Annotated in this window: 19 protein-coding genes; 16 read left to right on the top strand and 3 right to left on the bottom strand. The window is 42.9% G+C overall.

Features of this window, described 5'->3' with window-relative positions:
• The first annotated feature begins 2 nt into the window (after positions 1–2).
• From IGI67_RS07755 to IGI67_RS07745, 3 genes are read left to right on the top strand one after another with little or no spacing between them, the layout of a single operon-like run.
• A complete protein-coding gene (locus IGI67_RS07755) occupies positions 3–1220 on the top strand; it encodes an efflux RND transporter periplasmic adaptor subunit (RefSeq protein ID WP_207109291.1) in 1218 nt (405 codons plus the stop codon).
• Entirely contained in the window at positions 1221–1907 is a 687-nt protein-coding gene (locus tag IGI67_RS07750; RefSeq protein WP_207109290.1) for an ABC transporter ATP-binding protein, read from the top strand.
• Entirely contained in the window at positions 1904–3103 is a 1200-nt protein-coding gene (locus IGI67_RS07745) for an ABC transporter permease (RefSeq protein ID WP_207109289.1), read from the top strand. Before IGI67_RS07750 ends, IGI67_RS07745 begins: the two co-directional genes overlap by 4 nt.
• Positions 3104–3150: 47 nt before the next feature.
• Here the strand turns inward: IGI67_RS07745 and yidC are convergent, their stop codons facing one another.
• Both yidC and IGI67_RS07735 read right to left on the bottom strand, forming a co-directional pair.
• On the bottom strand, positions 3151–4083 hold the full coding sequence (yidC, locus tag IGI67_RS07740) for a membrane protein insertase YidC (protein WP_429957323.1): 933 nt from the start codon (positions 4081–4083) through the stop codon (positions 3151–3153).
• Positions 4084–4187: 104 nt separating this feature from the next.
• Positions 4188–4460, bottom strand: coding sequence for an acylphosphatase (locus IGI67_RS07735; protein ID WP_207109287.1), 273 nt, complete (start codon positions 4458–4460; stop codon positions 4188–4190).
• A gap of 139 nt (positions 4461–4599) precedes the next feature.
• Between IGI67_RS07735 and IGI67_RS07730 the strand changes: the two genes are divergently transcribed.
• From IGI67_RS07730 to efp, 4 genes are all read left to right on the top strand, one after another.
• Positions 4600–5361, top strand: coding sequence for a TrmH family RNA methyltransferase (locus IGI67_RS07730; RefSeq protein ID WP_429957322.1), 762 nt, complete (start codon positions 4600–4602; stop codon positions 5359–5361).
• Between the two features lie 130 nt (positions 5362–5491).
• Positions 5492–5989, top strand: a complete 498-nt coding sequence (locus IGI67_RS07725) for an HD domain-containing protein (RefSeq protein WP_207109285.1) — start codon at positions 5492–5494, stop codon at positions 5987–5989.
• A gap of 131 nt (positions 5990–6120) precedes the next feature.
• A complete protein-coding gene (locus tag IGI67_RS07720) occupies positions 6121–6741 on the top strand; it encodes a YczE/YyaS/YitT family protein (protein ID WP_347401801.1) in 621 nt (206 codons plus the stop codon).
• Between the two features lie 88 nt (positions 6742–6829).
• Positions 6830–7393 (top strand): elongation factor P, encoded by a 564-nt coding sequence (gene efp, locus IGI67_RS07715; RefSeq protein WP_207109284.1) that lies wholly within the window; start codon positions 6830–6832, stop codon positions 7391–7393.
• A 438-nt stretch (positions 7394–7831) separates the two neighbouring features.
• On the opposite strand, the gene IGI67_RS07710 is transcribed toward efp, so the two are convergent.
• On the bottom strand, positions 7832–8023 hold the full coding sequence (locus IGI67_RS07710) for a hypothetical protein (RefSeq protein WP_429957321.1): 192 nt from the start codon (positions 8021–8023) through the stop codon (positions 7832–7834).
• Positions 8024–8388: 365 nt separating this feature from the next.
• Here IGI67_RS07710 and phnD point away from each other — a divergent pair, with 365 nt between their 5' ends.
• The 9 genes from phnD (at position 8389) to IGI67_RS07665 (ending at position 15687) form a co-directional block, all read left to right on the top strand.
• Positions 8389–9414, top strand: a complete 1026-nt coding sequence (gene phnD, locus IGI67_RS07705; protein WP_207109443.1) for a phosphate/phosphite/phosphonate ABC transporter substrate-binding protein — start codon at positions 8389–8391, stop codon at positions 9412–9414.
• Between the two features lie 19 nt (positions 9415–9433).
• Positions 9434–10186 (top strand): phosphonate ABC transporter ATP-binding protein, encoded by a 753-nt coding sequence (phnC, locus tag IGI67_RS07700; protein ID WP_207109275.1) that lies wholly within the window; start codon positions 9434–9436, stop codon positions 10184–10186.
• Between the two features lie 8 nt (positions 10187–10194).
• Positions 10195–10989 carry a phosphonate ABC transporter, permease protein PhnE gene (gene phnE, locus IGI67_RS07695; protein WP_429957320.1) on the top strand — a complete coding sequence of 265 codons (795 nt, stop codon included), beginning with the start codon at positions 10195–10197 and terminating at the stop codon, positions 10987–10989.
• Positions 10990–11051: 62 nt separating this feature from the next.
• Positions 11052–11876 carry a PhnE/PtxC family ABC transporter permease gene (locus tag IGI67_RS07690; protein ID WP_429958622.1) on the top strand — a complete coding sequence of 275 codons (825 nt, stop codon included), beginning with the start codon at positions 11052–11054 and terminating at the stop codon, positions 11874–11876.
• Positions 11877–11911: 35 nt separating this feature from the next.
• Positions 11912–12349: a phosphonate C-P lyase system protein PhnG gene (locus IGI67_RS07685; protein WP_429957319.1), complete on the top strand. Its 438-nt coding sequence runs from the start codon at positions 11912–11914 to the stop codon at positions 12347–12349.
• Positions 12346–12912: a phosphonate C-P lyase system protein PhnH gene (gene phnH, locus IGI67_RS07680; protein ID WP_429957318.1), complete on the top strand. Its 567-nt coding sequence runs from the start codon at positions 12346–12348 to the stop codon at positions 12910–12912. Before IGI67_RS07685 ends, phnH begins: the two co-directional genes overlap by 4 nt.
• Positions 12912–14003 (top strand): carbon-phosphorus lyase complex subunit PhnI, encoded by a 1092-nt coding sequence (locus tag IGI67_RS07675; protein ID WP_429957317.1) that lies wholly within the window; start codon positions 12912–12914, stop codon positions 14001–14003. The genes phnH and IGI67_RS07675 overlap by 1 nt, the downstream gene beginning before the upstream one ends.
• Positions 14003–14839: an alpha-D-ribose 1-methylphosphonate 5-phosphate C-P-lyase PhnJ gene (locus tag IGI67_RS07670; protein WP_207109269.1), complete on the top strand. Its 837-nt coding sequence runs from the start codon at positions 14003–14005 to the stop codon at positions 14837–14839. The genes IGI67_RS07675 and IGI67_RS07670 overlap by 1 nt, the downstream gene beginning before the upstream one ends.
• On the top strand, positions 14836–15687 hold the full coding sequence (locus tag IGI67_RS07665) for an ATP-binding cassette domain-containing protein (protein ID WP_429957316.1): 852 nt from the start codon (positions 14836–14838) through the stop codon (positions 15685–15687). Before IGI67_RS07670 ends, IGI67_RS07665 begins: the two co-directional genes overlap by 4 nt.
• Positions 15688–15699 lie beyond the last annotated feature (12 nt).

Here is a 15699-nt window from a genome sequence, read left to right as displayed (position 1 = left end):
AAATGACAAAGAAAAAAATGACGAAAAAGCAAAAGATCCGTTGGAGTATCATTGCGGGGGTGCTCGCGTTAGTGCTGTTTATTGGCGCTTTCGCTTACTCTCAAATGAAGAGCAATACGGTTAAGGAAAATCAATTTCAGACAATTACATTGAAAAAGTCTGATCCACTGACCTTTAATGGAATCGTGGAAGCGACTCATACACAGGATTATTATTTGGATCAAACATTGGGGAAAATTTCTGAAATCAATGTTCAGGATGGACAGGATGTGGATTCAGGAACCATGCTGCTGAGCTACACCAATACAGAATATCAAGAGCAGGCAGAGGAGCAAAGCACGAACTTAGATAAGCTCTATCTTGGTGTTTCTAATGCACAGGAATCATTGGCGATCGCCCAGGATAAGCAGGCCAAAGAGCAGCAAAAATTGAATGAAGCTATTACGAATTACAATAATACAAATGAAAATACTGAAGAGGGCGCTGCTAAAAAGGAACAATACAAACAAGAGCAGACTCAGTATGAAAGCAGCCTAGATGCAGCCAGTGACGCGGTTGTACAAGCAAGACAAGCATTGGAAACGGCGAATGTTGAGTTGAGCTCGGCTTCACAAAGTGTTAATAAGATGCGTGGGAAGGTTACTTCAACAATTGCCAGTGCGACAAAGGGAACCGCCTATATCAATGAAAAAGGCAAGAATGACCCTTCAGTACCAGTTGTAAAAGTTGTCAGTAATGAAATCACTGTCGAAGCAAAAGCCTCCGAATACGATTATCCGCAGGTGCATCAAGATGCGGCAGTGACGATCAAACCGATCACGACGAACCAAGAGATTGCAGGCACGATCACCCATGTGAACAAATTACCGGATCAAGCAGGCGATGCTGCCAGCCAAGCTGGAGCAGCAGGGGCCGCAGCGACTAGCTCAGTCTCAAATTACAGCTTCATTGTAAAACCGACGGAAGAACTGCAATATGGTTATAACGTACAAGTTGTTCTGCCGTTGAATGAGATCCGCATACCCAAAAAAGCAGTTATGAAAACAGGCAATACTCATTATGTTTTTGCTTACCGCAAGGGGAAAGTTCGAGAAGTGACGATCCAGGCCGAAGATAAGGGCGATTACTTTGTTTTGAAGGATGGTCTTAAAGACGGTGACCGCATTATTTCAAATCCTGACAAATCATTACGAGACGGTCAGGAATTGGCGGTGGATTAAATGATCGAACTAAAAAATATCAACAAGTATTATCGGAACGATGAAGAAGCGCTGCATGTGCTAAAGGATATCAATCTAAAAGCCGATGCCGGCGAAATGATTGCGGTCATGGGACCATCAGGTTCAGGGAAATCAACACTGATTAATCTGTTGGGCTTCATCGATACAAAATTTGACGGAGAATATCTATTTGAGGAGGAGAATCTGGTCACTACAACGGATGATCGCTTATCAAAAACGCGCAATGAGATGGTAGGCTTCGTCTTCCAGAATTTCAGTCTGATCGAAAATTATACCGTTTATGAAAATGTGGAGCTGCCGCTGCTCTATAATGGCTACGGCTTTCACCAAACCAAAGAAAGAGTCATGTCAGCCTTGGAACGGGTCGGAATCGCGGATAAGGCAGAGAAACACCCACGTCAGCTTTCTGGCGGGCAGCAGCAGCGGGTCGCTATTGCTCGAGCCTTGATCAACCAGCCGAAATTTATTATCGCTGACGAACCGACCGGCGCTTTGGATACCCATACTTCAAATGAGATCATGGAGCTGTTCAAAGAGTTGAATCGGCGTGATCACGCAACAATCTTTCTAGTCACTCATGATCCAGAAGTTGTTCCCTATTGCACACGTCTGGTTAAAATCAGAGATGGTGCGATCACTGAGGATAGGGCGGTGATCGAAGAATGAAGTTCTATGTAAATTGGCGTTCATCATTGGGCTCGATTTTTAAGAATAAGAAACGCAGTGCTCTAACAATGTTTGGGATTATTATCGGTATCGCGGCAGTAATCGCGATTTTATCGATTGGCCGCGGCTTTGAGCGCGACACGATCGAAAGCCTGACTGCTGAAGAATCGGATAAGCTGGAAGTCGATATCAATTTCATTCCTGGAAACAATGCGCTATATTATTCGAATGTTGATATGATTCAAGACTCTGACTTTAGTTTGCTGAAAAATGTTGAAGGGGTCGAGTCTGTTTCGTATCCAAAAAATGATTTGTCTTATATCTATAAAGAAATCAAAATAAAAGATAAAACGAAGAACTATCGAGTGGGCGTCGTTTCTAAGGATGGGGACACTGTAAGTCATGGTCGTGCCATCAGTGCATACGACAACCAAACCCAAAACAAAGTAGTGACGATTGATGCCTCATTAGCAAAGGATCTTTATGGTTCGGCTAAGGGAGCAGTGGGGCGCGGCTTTGAACTCGATAAGCAGGTCTTTACAATCATTGGAGTTTTTCCAGCAGGACCAGAGGAAACGATGTTTTCAGAAGGCTCGACTAAAATCCTGCTGCCGCGGCAAACGTATATCCATTTCTTCGGGAATGAGCAGGATACTAGTGCGGTGGTCTTGACCTTGGCAGATGGAAGCAAGTTGAATAAGGTTGCGGACAAAGCAATCAAGAAGCTGGAATCCGCAGGCGCTATGCGTCAGCAAGGGGAATATCAAGTCTCGAATATGGCGATGATGACCGATGGAATCAGTGAAGTACTTAGCAGTATCACACTATTCATTAGTGCGGTAGCGGGAATCTCATTATTTATCGCGGGTGTCGGAGTGATGAACATGATGTATATTTCTGTTTCAGAACGGACAAAGGAGATCGGGATTCGTCGAGCGCTGGGAGCTACACGAGGTGCGATTCGTATGCAGTTCTTATTAGAAGGGATGACCTTGACTCTTGTTGGAGGAATCATCGGTTACCTATTGGGAATGCTTGTCGCCTATGCAATCGGCAGTGCGATGAAAATCTCCGTATCTGTTGATTTGTTTACTGTTTGTTTGGCAGTTGGAGTGTCTAGCGGAATCGGGCTGATATTTTCAGTGATGCCGGCTTCTGAAGCTGCTAAGAAAGATTTGATTGATATTTTGAGATAAGAATAAAAATAAGAACCATCGCTCGCAAGCGATGGTTCTTATTTTTGCTAGTTCCGTTTTTGTTTGCCGGCATTTCGACCGTTAGTATTCTTGTTGTTTTTATTTTTTGGTTGAGCGACTTGCTTTGGCTGAATCGGCTCAGCCTTTTTGATTGGCTTCGAAACCACCTGTTTTGGCGGGTTTTTCTTTAATTCCTCTTTGATCTGAGCTTTGATACGAGGACGCATCAAGACGTTAGTGATAAAGGTTTGAAGGCAACTAAAGATACCACCGACTACCCAGTAAAGTGCCACTCCAGCAGGTGAAGTGAATGACATGAAGACGATCATCAATGGAGAAGCGATCATCATACTGCGCATCGTTTTCTTCTGTTCTTCAGGGACACCGATTAATGAAATGTACCCTTGCAGCAAGTAAGCTACACCAACGACAACTACTAGGATATAACTAGGTTTCGCCATATCCATTCCTAAGAATGTCGAATGCTGGATACCTTCTGAAAAACGAGCAGTGTAATACAATGCTGAGAAGATCGGCATTTGGATCAGTAAAGGCAGACAACCCATACCGCCCATCATGCTGACATTGTTTTCCTTGTAGACAGCTTGCATTTCACGCTGAGCTTCCATTTGTTCCTCTTGCGTCGTTGCTTGTTTTACTTTTGCTTGTGCCGCATCGATTTGCGGTTTGATCGATTGCATTTTTTCTGATTGGATCAACGATTTCTTCGATTGGTGGATTCCTAGCGGCAAGATGATCAAACGAACGATGATCGTCAAGACGATGATCGCTAGGCCATATGACCAGTTGAAATTATTCACCATCCAATTTAGGAAGTTCTCTAATGGAACAACCAGCATGCGGTAAACAAGACCGGATGTATCTGGGGTACCATCACTGTTTGAGCGAACACAGCCCGAAAGGAGTAAAAGAACACCCAAAAGGCCGGAGCCTAGTAGCCAATTTTTAAATTTTGTCATTTATTTCTTCCTCTGCTAATAAAAATTTATACAGGAAATACTATACTAGATAACTCAAGGCTTTTCAATCTAATTCCGGGAAATCAGCCAACCTTGTCTTATTTTTAATAGACGACATTGAATTGATCGTAATCTTTGATGGTAGGGTCTTCATAATGTTCAATGTGATTCACTTTGGCAAATGGATTTTGCGGCTTTTTAATTTTTTCAAGAAATTCCGCGAGCTGTTCTTTTGTCCCAATCGCTTCAATGGTCACACTGCCATCGTCCTCATTTTTCACGGTGCCGGTCAATCCGATCTCGACGGCTATTTGATAGGTAGTATAGCGAAAACCGACGCCTTGAACACGTCCAGTAACATTTAAGTACATCTTCATAAGAAAACCTCCTAATTATTTTTCTCTTATTATCTATGATAACGACTTTTTCTGGTTGATACAAGAATTCGCGTGCTATAATGACAGACGAAGCTATCTCGTATAGAAAATAATACCTAAAATAAGTGAGGCAGACATTTTGAAAGAGATTCAATCGAGTAAAAATACATTGATCAAAGAAACAAAAAAATTACAGCAGAAAAAATATCGGCAGCAGACGCAAACCTATCTCTTAGAAGGGTTTCATCTAATCCAAGAAGCGAAGGCCGCTAATGTGGCGTTGAAGGAAGTCTTTATCAATCAACGGGGGTTGAACGAATGGTCGGAATGGATCGAAGAAAATCTGTCGGATTACTATTTAGTTTCTGATGAGGTTTTAAAAGTGTTGGCAAGTCAGCCGACACCACAGGGTATGATCGCGGTGGCGGAGATGCCGCAGGAAGTGAGCAGCGATTTTTCCGGTGCTTGGTTACTGCTGGATAACGTGCAGGACCCCGGCAATGTCGGTACAATGATTCGTACTGCGGATGCGGCCGGCTTTTCTGGTGTTATCTTAGGCCAAGGCAGTGCGGATTTATACAATCCCAAGACTTTACGCAGCACGCAGGGCAGTCTTTATCACTTGTCTGTCCAAAATGGGGAGCTTTCAGCGCTCATTCCGCAATTTCAACAAGCCGGCAGTCCAGTGCTGGGAACTGCGTTGGATAAGGAAGCGAAGGAGTATCTTGCGGTCGAGAAAATGACGGATTTTGCTTTAGTGATGGGAAATGAGGGACAAGGTATGTCATCAGAATTATTAGCGATGACGGATCAGAATCTATACATTACGATCAAAGGTCAAGCCGAGTCTCTGAATGTCGCGATCGCTGCTGGAGTGCTAATGTTCCACTTACTTAAGTAAAAATTCACAAATTTGTAACTGTTATTAAGGAACTGTTAAACTTTATTCACAAACTCGTGGAAGCCTATTCAAGGTTTCCTCACCGTGCTATAATGAGCCACAGAGACAAATGAAAAGGGGCTTTATATCCATGACCGAAAACTGGCGTGACGATGAAGAATACGTTTCTTATATTGAAGATTTATTAGCTACCGAGGAAGTTCAAAGATTAGCAAATTACACTCAACATATGAATTCAACACGTTTGGAACACTCTATCAGTGTTTCTTATAATAGCTACAAATTAGCAAAACAATTTAACGGCGATGCTAGAGCTACTGCTCGTGCAGGCTTGTTACATGATTTGTTTTATTATGACTGGCGGACAACGAAATTCGATGAGGGCTCCCATGCCTATATGCATCCACGAATTGCTGTGAAGAATGCAGAAAAAATCACCGAATTGTCTGACCTTGAGCGTGACATTATTATTAAGCATATGTGGGGCGCAACCATTACTCCTCCTAAATATAAGGAAGGCTACATCGTAACGATGGTCGACAAGTACTGCGCCATTAAAGAAGCGGCCGTGCCTTTAGTAGACAGATTCAACTCCTACAAAGCACGCTTAAAGAAAGAATGGAATTAACAAAAACTATCCAGGCACCAGACAAATTATTTGTTTGGTGCCTTGCCTTTTGTTTGATGAAATTTTTTAAGTAAAACAGTTTACTAGAATTGAAATACGAGAACTTCGATTTTATGAAAGTGAGGAATAAAGTGATCAAACCAACTATAGCAAAGCAGTTACTTTTTGCCATTATTGGAACCTTTATCGCGGCTGTCGGCGTTCGCTTAATCGTTGTCAGTGGACTAGGGGCTGATGCGATCAGCACGCTAGTATTGGGAATATTACAGCATGTACCGCTGAAGTTTGGGACTGTGAGCATGCTGTTTAATGGTATTGTTTTAATTGTTATCTTTTTCTATGATCGAAAGATGATCGGCATTGGCAGTCTTATTAATAGCTTTGGATTAGGCTTTTGTCTGAATAGTTTAGACTGGCTTGGAGTCCTGCAGACGATTCCAAACGGAACGGGTTATTACGCTATCATTGCCGGATCGATTGTTTTCGGCGTCGGAACAGGCATTTATCTATTAGCAGATGCTGGCTCGGCAGCCTACGAGTCTTTGATGATTGTATTAAAAAAAGCATTGAAGAGCTCGGTAAAAGTTGCTCGAATCCTATTAGATGCGGTCATCTTTTTAACGGGTTTTTTATTAGGTGGACATATCGGATTTGGTACAGTGATCGTCTTATTGTTGATGGGACCTTCTTTAGAAATGACACTGAATCAATTACCGAAGCTTAAATTCTTTCGGGTACAGGAAGCGAAATAGACAGATAAATAATTTTCCCTAGTAAGTCCAAGGGTTATTTGCTACAATAAATAAGGTTCATTTTATAGTAGAAGAGGAGTGCTTAATAATGATTTCAGCAAGCGATTTACGTGCGGGTATGACTTTTGTTCAAGACGGAAAATTGATCAAAGTTTTAGATGCCAGCCACCACAAACCAGGTAAGGGAAATACTGTTATGCGTATGAAGCTGCGCGATGTGCGTTCAGGCTCAACCTATGACACGACTTTACGTCCAGATGAAAAATTTGAAAAAGCAATGATCGATACAAAGCCTGTTCAATATTTGTACAGCCAAGACGATATTGCAATCTTCATGGATTTGGAAACATATGAACAATATGAAATCCCTGTAGCTACAGTCGCAGATGAAATGAAATTCATCCTTGAAAACATGGAAGTAAAAATCCAATTCTTTGGCGATGAAGTGATCGGCGTGATGCTGCCATCTTCAGTAGTCTTGAGAGTAGTTGAAACACAACCATCAATCAAAGGTGCGACAGTTACTGGTTCAGGTAAACCTGCAACAATGGAAACAGGCTTAGTTGTAAACGTTCCTGATTTCATTGAAGAGGGCGAATTATTGGAAGTAAGTACACAAGAAGGCACGTACCAAAAACGCGCGAATAAATAATAGAAAACGCCATGACTACATACGGTCATGGCGTTTTTTGCTGTCATGTAAATGAAGAATGGACCTATTTTTTCATTGCTTTCGAAAATGAAAAAATTAATATGACTATTCCCAGCGTTATCAGGAAGCTAAACAGAATGAAAAGAATAATTCCTGTTTTGGATAGCGAATCGAATAAAGTTAATAGCTGCTGCATCTGTTCTACTCCTTGTTCATAGTGAATGATCGTCGAATACTTGATCAATACAAATTTTTATCGACTGTGATTCAGCCGGATTCTACATTTCTAATGTCGGGCCTGTGGCAAAATTGTCCGATTGATCGTTTTCTGCCTATTCCTCTTATTAAATTAATTATAGCATGAGAGCGTAAATGAAAGGAAAAGAATTGTAAGCAAATAGAAAAAGAGGCCTAAGCCTCTGATAAACATGTCTCAATTTAATAAAAAAAGCAGTAGCCCGCAGCAAAAAGAAAGCTTATACCAATGATGAAGCTAAACCACAATCCTAACAAAATGAAGGGAGACGTATTTTCGTTGCCACCTTTCTTTAAATGTGTAAATGAGCGCTTGGTCATCACCAGCTGCCAAATACTAAGCAATAAAAAGACCGCGCCAATTAAATAGCTCATGAGGAATCTCCTTTTTAAACAAGTCTACTCTTATACGGATGCTCATACAAGAGGTAGTAAACAGGCTGTATGAGTAAATATGAATCTTCCAATACTAAAAATTGAGCAAAAATGAAAGCCTATTCATAAACGGCATGTAAATTTTACAACTGATTTTCATCGAAATCATTCGAAGTTATTATAATGTAGGTTATTTAAATAGATGGTTTCATTGATAAAAGCGGGCAATTCTTGTTGAATGCCTGTTTTATTTGTGTTTACACAGGCTTTACATTGTTTACAAAAATAAAATTTGAATCATATTGGACCTTCACAATGCTTGCTTATACTTTATTTGTACCAAAGAAAATTAAGGAGCTGTGATGATGAAGAAAATTTTTTCAAAGATGATTTTAGCAATGGTAGCTGCTTTAGCTGTAACAGGATTAGCTGGGTGCGGCAAAGATGATGGTGCAACAGCGGAACAAAAAAAGGACACACCAATGAAGGTTATTTTTTATCCTAGTGAATCGGCTGCAGAGTTTGAAAAATCGCGTGACGCTTTAAAAGATATTCTTTCTGAGGCAACAGGGCGTAAGGTAAAAATTGTTACTACGACGGACTACAACATCGTGATTGAGTCGATTTCGAATGGGCAAGCGGATTTGGCATTGATGGGTGCAGAAGGGTACATTCAGGCTAACAAAAAAAATCCAGATGTCAAAGCGATTCTAACGAACTCAGGAGCAAGCGGTACTTTGGAAGATGCGCTTTATTACAGCTTCATCGCTGTAAAAGAAGAGAACGAGAAGGAATATGAAACAGGAGACGGCTATACGATCGATCCAATCAAGGGCAGAACCTTCTCCTTTGTTTCAAACAGTTCGACATCAGGCTTTAAGGTCCCAAGCAATGCGATCGTAAAAGAGTTTGATTTGGAAAATTCAGATGAACTTATCAATGAAGGAAAGTTCTTCGACAAAGTATTATTTGGCGGATCTCATCAGGGCTCAGCAGTCAACCTGCTGAAGGGAGATGCGGACGCAGCAGCCTTCATGAATCTTCCGCAATATTTCAAAGTAGCGGACGGCGAAGAAAACAAAGCAGGAATGCTGTATCAGGTGAAGGACGACGCAGAGGCTCCCTTTGATACGGTGCGAGGTGAAAAAGCTCGGATCATTCAATCGACTCCGGTCCTAAATGCACCAATCGTGGCAAATACAAAAGTAATGAGTCAAAAAGAGATCGATAAGGTCATCGAAGTGTTGACATCAAAAGAGGTTTCAGACAATGAAGAGATCTTTGCTCCTGAGGATGCAGAGCAAGCGGCATTGTTTGTCAAAGAAGGGGATGAACGCTTCTTGGAAGTAGATGATAAGTTTTATGATCCGATCAGAGAGCTGTCTAAGTAAACAGGAGGAAGGCAAAGAGATGCTTTTAGCAATTAAGGATATATCTAAAACTTACAGCAATGGAAAACAAGCGTTGAAGGATGTAAGCTTTTCGATCAGCAAAGGCGAGTTTGTTTCTGTGATTGGTCCTTCCGGTGCCGGGAAATCCACACTGCTGCGAAGTATCAATCAGCTAGTCTCCCCTGATAAGGGAGAAGTGCTTTTTAATGGTACCGATTTGATGAAAAGCAATAAAAAAAAGCTGCGCCAAAATCGCTGCAAAATTGGGATGATTTTTCAGCATTACAATCTAGTCAGCCGATTAACGGCAGTTGAGAATGTACTCCACGGAAGGCTTGGCTATAAGTCAAGTCTTAGTGGCTCACTGGGGCATTATACGGAAGCGGAAAAGAAAAAGGCCTTTAGTCTGCTCAAGCGAGTTGGTCTGGATGAATTTGCCTACACTCGTTGTGATGAGCTGAGCGGGGGTCAAAAGCAGCGGGTCGGGATCGCCAGAGCGTTGATGCAAGAGCCAGAGCTGATCTTGTGTGATGAACCAATCGCTTCCCTTGATCCGAAATCATCAAAGGTAGTCATGGATTATCTCAAAAAGGTAACCGCAGAGATGGGGATCACCTGCTTAGTCAATCTTCATCAGGTCGAGGTTGCCATCAGCTATTCGGATCGAATCATCGGGGTTACCGATGGACGGATTGTCTTTGACGATCTGCCGCGGAACTTAGATTCAGAGATGATCAATGAAATCTATTTATCGAAAGAATTATTGGTGTGAGGACAATGATGGAAAAAGGACAAAAAGATATTTTTACTCAAAGAAGAAAAATGATGGTCTGTCTATTGGTTTTCCTCCTTGGCCTTTACACATTTTCAGCAGTGGGGACTAATTTTGATCTGTTGGCCTCGCTGCCTTCGATTCCCGCAGGATTTGGGTGGCTGTTCATTAATTTTGTACCGACGGAAGCCTCATTAGAGTATCTGCCAATGATTCTTACTAAATTATGGCAGACGATGCTCATGTCGGTCACAGCAACGACCACGGCTGCTATCTTTGCCCTGTTCATGGCGATTTTCGGCTCTAGAGAAACGGGAATCCACCTGTTAGTAAAGGGATTCGCACATGTGCTGGCAAGCTTCTTTCGAAATATGCCGATCGTTGTTTGGGCGATGATTTTATTACTCAGCTTTAAGCAAAGTGAATTTACCGGTTACTTAGCGATCTTTTTTGCAACGTTCGGCTATTTGACACGAGCCTTTATGGAAACGATCGATGAAATAGCCGGCAGTACGATTGAAGCGTTGACAGCAACCGGTGCTTCTTATTTTCAAGTGATCTTTCAAGGCGTATTGCCGATGGTCGGCAGTCAGCTGATTAGCTGGGTTCTTTTTCTGATTGAAAATAATATTCGAGATGCTACTTTGGTAGGGATCTTGACTGGAACGGGCATTGGCTTCCTTTTTGACCTCTATTACAAAAAATTTCAATACGATATCACCGGAATGATCATATTGACAATCGTTATTGTAGTCATCGGACTTGAATTATTCTCAAACAAGATTAGGAGGAGCATTATCTGATGGAAACACCTCAAGAAGAAGCAGTATATCCGCTATCACCTGCTTTAGCTGACAGTATTCACATGATCCATGGCAGAAGGAGGAAAATAAGAATCCGATTATGGAAGAAAAATCGTTTGATTCTTTGGGGCCTGCTGTTTTCACTCCTAGCAGTCTCCTTACTGACCTTTTCTACAATGGATTATGGCGATGTGGTTTTGCTTGAAGCAATCAGCCAATTTTTTTCGGATATTCAACGGATTTTCCTGCAGCCGCATCTATCTGGCCGCTTTTCGTTGAAGACCTTGATTGAAGCGTTGGGTGTTACGATTGGACTTTCTGTAGTCACTACGTTGTTAGGAGCCCTCGTCGCATTTTTCTTCAGTCTGCTAGCGGCGTGCAATTTATCCTCGAAAAGACTTTCGACAGGGATTCGTGTTGTGATGTCCTTTGTCCGAGCTGTTCCGACGATCCTTTGGGTAATGATCTTCTCGATTATTATTGGACTTGGTTCGAATGCGGCAGTAATAGGGATGCTTTTCCACAGCGTCGCTTATTTAACGAAGGTTTATTCTGAAAGCATCGAGGAGATGGACTATGGAACGATTGAAGCCTTAAAAGCAAGTGGAGCGACCTGGTGGCAGATCGTTTTTCAAGTTGTTTTGCCCTCATGTATCACAGCAATTCTTTCATGGACATTCATTCGTTTTGAGATCAATTTTACGAATGCGATCGCTGTAGGAGCCGCAGCCGGAGCTGGCGGACTAGGCTTTCAACTAGCTATGGCCAGCGGTTTTTACTTCGATTTACATGAGATTGGTGTCATGGTCTACATGATCCTATTGGTTGCCGCCGTATTAGAGCTGATTTCCATGAAGCTGCGGTCCAATTATATTGTAAAAAATTAACGATAAAAATGAGCGGAGCAGAGAAAGGATAACCAATGAATCGAAAAGAACGAACATGGGTACTTGTCGAGGATCAGACAGCCTTGGCTGCAGAACTCGCCGCCCAGGCAAGAGAATTATTCAATGTCGAAGTTCGCGAAGAACCTCGCCTGATGCTGATCATGAATAAAATCAGAGAGTCTGCGCAAAATTCACTGTTTTATGGTGGCGAGACCTTAGTAACTAGAGCCCGAGTAGTGATTCAGGACAAGAGCGGTCTGGGACTCATATGTGGCGAGCATTATCAAAAGGCCTTGAATCTAGCGATTATCGATGCCGCTTACGAGCAGCTTCCGGCAGCTGAAAAAAATGCGTGGGACAATCAGATTTTAGAGCACAGGAAACAGCTTTTAGCCGAGCTGGGCTACCAGCAATATTTGATCAATCAAACAAAAGTTTCCTTTGAAGTGATGGAAGTGGAGGAGCAGTCATGATTCATGAGACACAGCAAGTATTTCGCACCCTAGTCCAGCTAAACTCCTACGTTGGTGAACGTGGCAGGCTGGAGGGCCATTCTTTTAATGGGCCAATCAGTCAAGGTGCTTTTCTGATAGCAGCGACTCTGTTGGATCAGGAGGTGAGCTTCTCCGTTTTAGGTATGGAAGCAGAACAGGAAAACTATCTTCAGCAAGAATTTCGAAGCTTTCCAGTGAAGATCGCAGAAGCAGATTTCATTTTTGTTGGGAAAAAGGTCACGGCTGAGCAGCTGACTGCATTACAGCAAGCCAAGATCGGTGATTTGATCGACCCGCAAAAATCCGCGACGATCATTGTTGAACTGGAATCATTGTCTGAGGCAAGTGTACATTATCAGCTTGAGGGACCTGGGATCAAAGAGAGAAAAAGCGTTGATTTTCCTAAACAATTAGTAGATATATTCATGATTAGAGAACAGTTGAATCAGGAATATCCTTTAGGGGTGGATTTAATCATTGTTGATGAACAGTTAGAAATCCTCTGTATTCCTAGAACAACGTTGATCAAGGAGGTGGCATAATGGCCTATGTCGCAGTCAAGGGAGGACAAGAGGCTATTGAAGCCAGTCTCAAGCTTCTTGAATACCGAAAAATCGAGCAGGGCGATCAGCTGAAGATTTCCGCTATTGAAGCAAATATGAAGCTGCTAGTGGATCAGGTCATGAGTGAAGCTTCCCTTTATGCACCGAATTTGGCGGCACGAGCGCTTTGGCAAGCGGAGGGCTCCGTCGAAGAGGCAGTCTTTCTGCTTCGTGCCTATCGTTCTACCTTAGAACGTATGGGGTATTCGGAGATCATCGATACCTCCAATGAAATGCAGGTCCAAAGAAGAATTTCAGCAGCCTTTAAGGATATCCCAGGGGGGCAAATGCTAGGGGCCACCTATGATTACATGCATCGCTTGATTGATTTTTCCGATGAAAACGAACATAGAGAGCAGGTAAAACAGCTGCTTGCTGAGTTTCGTCCACAGGAAACGGAAATGAAGAATGCGGAAATCGGCAAGTATGAAAAGGTCTCTGCCTATTTGCAGGATCAAGGAATACTGAATCGGCTGCCCGAAAATAACACCGAACCAGAGGATATGACAAAAAAAGTATTGGAATTTCCTACCAAACGCAGCGAACGGCTGCAGATTCTCAGTCGAGGAATGGCGCAATCATTAATGGCCTTCGCCTATTCGATCATTCGCGGCTACGGCGATGCGCATCCAACAGTTGGCGAGCTACGTGTCGGGACTGTCCCAGTTTATTATGCAGAGGAACAGCAATCAGAAGCTGCCTATTATCTAGGAAAGATTGAAATGACAGAAGCAGAAATGTACATTCCTAAAACCATCAAAAAAAATGGCAAAGAGGAAATGGAGATCGAGATCGGCTACGGCTTTGTCTATGGACGAAATGAAACGAAGGCCATCTCGATGGGAATCTTGGACTATAGCTTAGAAGAAGGAAATAAGGAACTGCCGACCGGAGATGAAGAATTCGTTCTATATCATATCGACAGCATTGAATCAACCGGCTTCTTGTCCCATTTGAAGCTTCCTCATTACGTCACCTTCCAATCCAAATTGGACAGTATCCGCAAGACGCAAGAGCGAGGTGAAGAGTAATGGAACAAACGTATAATTTTGCTTTCTTTGATGAGGGCTCAAAGCGTGAAATTCGCCGAGCGATCTTAAAAGGGATTGCGATTCCAGGGTATCAGGTGCCCTTTGGTTCAAGGGAAATGCCGATCGGACGCGGCTGGGGAACCGGCGGCCTACAGGTAACGCTGTCATTAGTAGGAAAATCGGATGTTTTAAAGGTGATCGACCAAGGCAGTGATGAAAGTGTCAATGCCGTCAATATCAAAAAGCTGATCCAAAAAACAACAGGAATCGGATTAACTTCAGATACAGAAGCGGCCTCTCTCATTCAGTCACGCCATCGAATACCTGAGAAGAAATTAAAAAAAGGACAGATTCTCGTTCTTCAGGTTCCAGTTTGTGAACCGTTGCGATCCTATGAGCCCAGCGAGTATATCACGAAGCGATTACATGCGGATAAAGAATACACGGGAGCCTGGCTGATGCTGTTTGATCAGATCATGCGCTATGGTGTCACGACAACAGGAGCAGAGCATCCAGTGATTGTAAATGATCGCTATTTGATGACACCGTCGCCGATTCCACGCTTTGATAATCCCAAAATGCTGGAAAATGACGGACTGATTCTATTAGGAGCCGGACGGGAAAAGAAAATCTTCGCGGTGCCGCCCTATACAAAAGTAAAATCGATTGATTTTGAGGATCGCCCCTTTGCGATCGAAGATTTTTCTGAAGTCAGCTGCCATTTGTGTGGAGCAAAAGGCGTCTTTATGGATGAATTATTTGACGAAAATCATCAGGTCGTTCATCAATGTAACGATACCAGCCTGTGTACTGAGAGGAGAAACCAACTACGATGATGAGTGCCGAATTTGAGCAAGAACAGCCGATTTTATCAATTGAACACCTGAATAAGCAATACGGAGAAGGCTGTTCGAAATGTCAGGATGCCTCGACCAGAAAGCTGGAAAAAAACTATTGTCCTGCCTGTGGAACGGTCTATGCCTGCCAAGATATCTCCATTGATTTATACAAGGGAGAGATCGTCGGGATTGTCGGAGAGTCTGGATCTGGAAAATCAACTCTGATGAGGTGTCTATATTTTGACGAGGAGCCGACTTCAGGGACGGTCTCCATCAACGAACCGCCGATCGATAATATTTACGCACTCTCTTCGCAGGCGCAGCGGCAATTAAGAAACGAGCTCTTCGGGATGGTCTATCAGAATCCCTATCTAGGCTTAAAAATGGATTTCTCCGCCATCGCCAATGTGGCGGAAAAAATGATCGCAAGCGGAAATCGGAATGTATCGGATATGCAGACGATCGGCGGTAATTTATTAGAAGAAGTCAATATTCCCCAATTTCGAATGAAGGAGCCGCCAAAAGCCTTTTCTGGCGGGATGCAGCAGCGAGTCCAGATTGCGAAGGCCCTCTCGACCAACCCGCCGATCCTCTTTCTCGATGAAGTGACGACCGGATTGGATCTATCAGTACAAGCCGTGGTATTGGATATCATCAAAAAAATCCAACAGGAATACCAGGTGAGTATGCTGGTTGTCTCTCATGACCTAGGGGTGATCCGAATGCTTGCTCAACGAACCTACGTGCTGCTCGGCGGCGAAGTGATAGAAGGCGGGATAACGGATCAGATTCTTGAAGATCCGCAGCATCCCTACACACAGCAACTTGTTTATTCATTACTTTAAAAAAGGAGCATC

It is taken from the genome of Enterococcus sp. AZ196, assembly GCF_050498845.1.
Classification (GTDB): domain Bacteria; phylum Bacillota; class Bacilli; order Lactobacillales; family Enterococcaceae; genus Enterococcus_A; species Enterococcus_A murrayae.
The sequence above is the reverse complement of the archived record's forward strand: the minus strand, read 5'-3'. Positions and strand labels throughout refer to the sequence as shown.